Below are 5,567 nucleotides of genomic sequence, written 5' to 3'. Positions count from 1 at the left end.
TTTTCGAGCCATCCACTCCGGAACCCCCACTCATCCCCTAGGGCCAATCCAAACATTAAAATCTCTCTTCTCTATATATTGCTCGGTGTCATTGTCCGACAAATTTGTAGTCTGGGTTAGATCCCTTCGTTATGGCTAGAGTCCATAATTTTAGGGATCTCATCCACTGGACTCCTGCAATTGATTAAGAGTCCTAATACTCCATCATCTTTCCTAACCGGGGTTTTTTCTGCACAGAAGCGCTGGAACATCTGTTCTCCCGGTGGCTGAACCCGGCGGATCTGTCGGTTTGTGCAGACCTAAAAATACCGGATTTGGTCTCATCAGCAACCCTCAATTCTTCTGAGTTCCCCACCCCGCTCTCCCGAACTCGGCGATCGCGCAACAAAACGCAACAAAAACTCGCCAAAAAAGCCTGAAAACGAGCTATTCATAACGGCTGGAATCGAGTATGATTGGAGCGATCGCCTAAAAAAACGCGGCGTTTCCTCCCGGTCAAGGCGATCGCATTGAATGCTGAATTTAGGGGGCAAAGTATGAACATTTTCGCAAATGAGGGACAACCGGATATTTACCGAGGCTTTGAACGAATTTTAGTGATTCAAGGCAGAACTGAATCTGCCTTAGAAGTCGCAGAACAAGGACGAGCAAAAGCCGTTGAGCATCTAGTAGGCAATCGATTAGGACCAGAAGTTAAGCGACAGGGGTCCGTAGAACCCCCGAGTCTTTATAAAATTAAACAAATCGCTAAAGCTCAAAATTCGACTTTAGTTTATTATTCCCTGATTTATGATTATCAACAATTTTATGAAATGTCTCGGCTGCAAATCGGGCTAAATACCCTGTATGCTTATGCCACCGAACTATTTATTTGGGTAATTTCGCCAGCGGGGAAAATTAGCTTTCGTCAAGTAGACCTGCAATCGTTATGGTACGAAGATAATACCTCCCTGGCGGGACTGGTTCGCAGCGTCCGGGAATTAATTAATGTTGGCTATAGCGATCGCGAACGGTTGCTTTGTCGGCAGCAACTCCAGTTCCTGTATCAAATCCTCCTAGAACCCATCGCCGATTTATTGCCCAGGGATCCCCAAAAACGGGTGACGATTATTCCCCAAGATTTCTTATTCCTGGTTCCCTTTGCGGCATTAATCGATTCCAACGGTCAATATCCCATTGAAAAGCATACCCTGCTGATCGCGCCTTCAATTCAAGCTTTAGAGGTGACTCATCTACAGCGAAAACCCATCGTTGAACGGGAATTTGCCGTTCAGACTGTGGGAGGTAATGGTAGTCTGCATAGCTGTCCCCCCCTCGAATCCCCTCAAGAATGTCTCGTCGTCGGAAACCCCACCATGCCCAGCATTTGTTTGGAATTTGGGGAACCTCCGGTGCAATTGCTGCAAATTCCTGGGACTCAACTGGAAGCAGAGGCGATCGCCCAGGTTCTGAAAACTGAACCGATTACAGGCGATCGCGCCACCAAATCATCTATCCTCCAAAAAATGCGTTCTGCCGATATCATTCATCTGGCTACCCATGTTTTTCTCGATGATATCGCAGGATTGCAATCGGCGATCGCCTTGGCACCGAGTCCCAACACTCATGGACTCCTGACTATTCATGATATCCTGCACTTAAATCTATCAGCTCAACTCGTGGTTTTGAGTGGCTGCGATACCGGCAGAGGTCGCATTTGGGGAGATGGGGTCGTGGAATTATCTCAGGCTTTTATCACCGCCGGAGTACCCAGTTTATTGATGTCTCTCTGGTTGCCACCCACCACCTCCAACCTAGATTTTATGAAAGAATTTTATCACCAATTCCGGCAAACTTGTGATAAAGCTCAATCCCTAAGAACCGCCATGTTAACGACAATGGAAAAGTATCCCAACCCCCGAGAATGGGCGGCATTTACATTAATTGGAGAAGCCTGAATTTTCCTTTATCAGTAACAGTTAGAAACCAGGTTTCTTTGCCAAAAGTCTGCTAATTCGCCCCGAATTAACAGCAGAAACCCGGTTTCTTATCCCTTCATTCCCGATTCAAAACCCAAATTTTAGGCCATGAATCTTTTTTTTAACTGACGCCTTAACCCTACCGATTCGCATACAATTTTATCGGTTCCTTAATAAACCGAATGTATAAATGCCGGAACGTAGACTTGAGAACCCGAGGCATTCCAAAATCAATGGGAACTAGCGCCTCTGGCAGCTTCCAATCCTCAATTTTGAGGTCAACAGGTTTCAACAAAGGAAACTGGATCTCTGCCAATTCCGGACAGACTCCCAATCGTAACGATGCCGCAGCGGTGGGGACAAGTTCCGGTGAGACATTGAGTATCTCCAACAAGGCGCGATCGCAGGCAAACACATTCTCAGACGCCGCCAACAGTCCCAGCAGTCGCGGTTCTCCCCCACTCGGACCATTCCCTTCATGGCCGATAATCCCATCGACAAGAGTTAAATTTGGAGAAATTGCCCTAGCTGTTTCCACCAACATTTCTCCAAAGCGATTCACATCCTTTCCCGCTTCCAAATGCCACCAGGCTTTCATCTTTCCCGGAACACAGCCAAATAAATTTTTAACACCCATCGTCACCGTCAATTGAACATGGGATTTCACCTTCGGCAAATTAATCACCACATCCGCTTCCATTGCCTCCTTAGACAATCGTAAATGATTAAATTCCGTGGCATTCGTGGGGTATCGCTTGCCATGAAATTCCACAATCGTCAAATTCAATCGTTCCACAATCTCCTGATATCCATTGGCAAACGCCACCCCCCGCGCACTTCCAAAAGCGGGACTATCTCCTAAAAAAGGTTTTCCTCCCACCTCCATCACCATTTCCGCCACACAGGAGACGATTTCGGGCCGAGTGACACATTCTTTGGTCGGACGGGACCCCGTGAGCAAATTGGGTTTAAGCAGAACCCGATTGCCCGGTTTGACAATGGCAGCCATTCCCCCAAGAGGCTTTAATAAAGTTTCTATAGACTGTCTCAGGGCAGCTTTTTCGTAAGAGTTGGCGCGAATTAAACTAACAATTGTCATGAGATAAACTCAGCTAATTTTATTAAAAAAGAGTCAACAACTACCCGGGAGGGGTAAAAATTTTACAGTGATTAATCCCCTCCCTTGCATGACCCTGAATGAATTCCCAAAATCCTTTCATTGCTGGATTAAAAATTCAACCACTTTGTGGTAAACGTCCGGCGGCACCACGCTGCATCGTCGTCACTCGTTCTCCATTATTGATAACGCCGGGACCTTGTAGTTCGGGAACAGGTGGATTAATTTCTACCTTAATGACCTTAGCGGTTGAGACCATCACGGTATTATCCAGCAAATGTAAGGTAATCCAGGGTTGGGCTAACAACTGGGGTAACTGCTGCTGGAATTGGGGTCCGGGAACCGGAACTTTAAATGAGTCCGTATGACCGTTTTCATAATAAAACGTCACTTCTGTACTCGATTGAGCTTGCATTGTGGCAAATGAACCTCTCGCCATAATTGCACTCCATATTGACAATTTTGTGAATTTCGGTGGTATGCCACCACCTCTACTTAATTTAACAGGTAAGCTGTCCTGGACGAAACAGGTTTTGAGGGAACAGGCTGCACTCATGACACTAAATATTGGCCAGAACTCCTGAAGTTCTTGCCAATATTTGGTGTCACGATTTGCTGTTGGTTCTAGATTAGACCTTTAGCTGAAGTCGGGACGTTGAACAACAGGGAGAACGACTTCAGTCGTTGCGGGATGTCCTGGTTCGAGTTTTAATGCGGGAGGGCGCTCATTTTTTGTAAGTCCAGAACCTCGGATAACTGTTCTGAGGTCATTAGACCTCGTTCTAGGACGATTTGCCGTAAGGATTTACCTGTTTCCAGGGATTCTTTGGCGACGGAGGCGGCGTTGAGGTAGCCGATGTGGGGGTTGAGGGCGGTGACGAGGGCTAAACTGCCTTCGGCGTAATGTTCACAGCGACTGCGATCGCAGGTAATCCCTTGGAGACAAAACTCGCTGAGTGCTCCGATCGCATGACCTAAAATTTCAATGCTGTGAATTAGGTTATAGGCAATCAAGGGCATCATCACATTGAGTTCAAGTTGTCCACCTTGTGCGGCAAGGGCGATCGCACTGTCATATCCCATCACCTGAAAACATACCATCGAAGTCATCTCTGCCATCACCGGATTATATTTTCCCGGCATAATCGAGGACCCGGGTTGTACTGGGGGTAATTGAATTTCCTTCAGTCCCGTTTTCGGTCCCGAATCCATCAAGCGCAAATCATGGGAAATTTTCAGGCAATCCGTGGCTAAATTTCTTAATGCACCGGAAACGCTGACAAAGGGGGCCATACTTTGCATGGCTGCCATCAAGTGCGGGGTCGGAGTCAGGGAGATATTAATCAACTCCGAGAGAATCTTCACCACCCGATCGCGATACTTTGGATGAGTATTTAAACCCGTTCCGGCAGCACTTCCGCCAATTCCCAGTACCGTGAGTTCTTTCCCGGCGGTTTCGATGCGAGTCCGGTGTTCCGTAAGTATATAGGCCCAAGCGCGAAAACTTTCCCCAAGTCTGACGGGTACCGCGTCTTGCAGATGGGTTCTGCCGGATTTGACGATATCCTGAAATTCCACCGCTTTTGCTTCTAAAACAGCGATCGCCTTGTTGAGGGCCGGATAAAGACTATGCTGCAAAGCCAAAAGTCCGCCAATGCGAATGGCAGTAGGTATGACATCATTAGTGGATTGCCCGTAGTTGACCGTATCGTTCGGGCTAATTCGCTGATAATTGCCCTTAGAGTCCCCCAGCAGTTCCAGGGCGCGATTTGCCAGCACTTCGTTAACGTTCATGTGGTGAGAGGTTCCGGCACCCGCTTGGTAAACATCTACCACAAATTGATCCCGTAATGCGCCGTTGAGGATTTCATCTGCCGCATCGACGATCGCCTGACTCAGTTCCGGGGGAATGCAGCCGAGTTCACCATTGGCAACTGCTGTGGCTTTTTTGATTAGCAAACAGGCATCAAGGTAGGTGGGTAAGGGTTTGAGTCCGCTGATGGGAAAATTTTCCGTGGCCCGGAGGGTTTGGATCCCATAGTAGGCAGCGCAGGGAATTTGCCGTTCTCCCATCGAATCCCTTTCTATGCGGTAGTCTAATTCAGATTGTTCGCTCATCAAATCTTTCTGGGCTTATTGTTGAAAATTTAAACAATTCAAAGTAATTTTACCGAGCAGAGTGAGCTTTGATCGCAGTATCCTTAATATTGGAGAGATTTAATAGATTTTGCACTAAAAGTATGAGTGAAACAATGAGTCGCGCAATCTCTATCTATGAGCGCACTTTAGAATGTAGGCCCGATAGTTATTGGGAATGGTATCAACAGGCCAATGCCATGCGGGATGTGGGTCATTATCAGGATGCACTCAGCTGCTACGATAAAGCGGTGGAATATCGCCCGGAAGACTATTGGGCCTGGTATCAAATTGGCAATGTTTTAGATGAGTTGGGGCGGTATGAGGAGGCAGTTGCCAGTTATGACCGCGCCTTA

At 47.3% G+C, this 5,567-nt stretch carries 6 protein-coding genes; 2 read left to right on the top strand and 4 right to left on the bottom strand.

Annotation, left to right across the window (positions count from 1 at the left end):
• Window positions 1–323 precede the first annotated feature (323 nt).
• Window positions 324–533, bottom strand: a complete 210-nt coding sequence (locus J0895_RS03905; RefSeq protein ID WP_207086814.1) for a hypothetical protein — start codon at window positions 531–533, stop codon at window positions 324–326.
• Between the two features lie 3 nt (window positions 534–536).
• Here J0895_RS03905 and J0895_RS03900 point away from each other — a divergent pair, with 3 nt between their 5' ends.
• Window positions 537–1,937 (top strand): CHAT domain-containing protein, encoded by a 1,401-nt coding sequence (locus J0895_RS03900; RefSeq protein ID WP_207086813.1) that lies wholly within the window; start codon window positions 537–539, stop codon window positions 1,935–1,937.
• Window positions 1,938–2,097: 160 nt separating this feature from the next.
• Here J0895_RS03900 and J0895_RS03895 read toward each other — a convergent pair whose 3' ends face one another.
• The 3 genes from J0895_RS03895 to J0895_RS03885 form a co-directional block, all read right to left on the bottom strand.
• Entirely contained in the window at window positions 2,098–3,057 is a 960-nt protein-coding gene (locus tag J0895_RS03895) for an Npun_F2552 family protein (protein ID WP_207086812.1), read from the bottom strand.
• Window positions 3,058–3,193: 136 nt separating this feature from the next.
• Window positions 3,194–3,514, bottom strand: coding sequence for a hypothetical protein (locus J0895_RS03890; protein ID WP_207086811.1), 321 nt, complete (start codon window positions 3,512–3,514; stop codon window positions 3,194–3,196).
• A 269-nt stretch (window positions 3,515–3,783) separates the two neighbouring features.
• Window positions 3,784–5,193 (bottom strand): aspartate ammonia-lyase, encoded by a 1,410-nt coding sequence (locus J0895_RS03885; protein ID WP_207086810.1) that lies wholly within the window; start codon window positions 5,191–5,193, stop codon window positions 3,784–3,786.
• A 134-nt stretch (window positions 5,194–5,327) separates the two neighbouring features.
• On the opposite strand from J0895_RS03885, the gene J0895_RS03880 reads away from it, so the two are divergent.
• Window positions 5,328–5,567, top strand: a 240-nt coding sequence (locus J0895_RS03880; protein ID WP_207086809.1) for a tetratricopeptide repeat protein, incomplete at its 3' end; no start/stop codon positions are given.

Source organism: Phormidium pseudopriestleyi FRX01 (genome assembly GCF_017313335.1).
Lineage (GTDB): Bacteria > Cyanobacteriota > Cyanobacteriia > Cyanobacteriales > Laspinemataceae > Laspinema > Laspinema pseudopriestleyi.
This window is presented reverse-complemented; position numbering and strand designations above follow the sequence as displayed.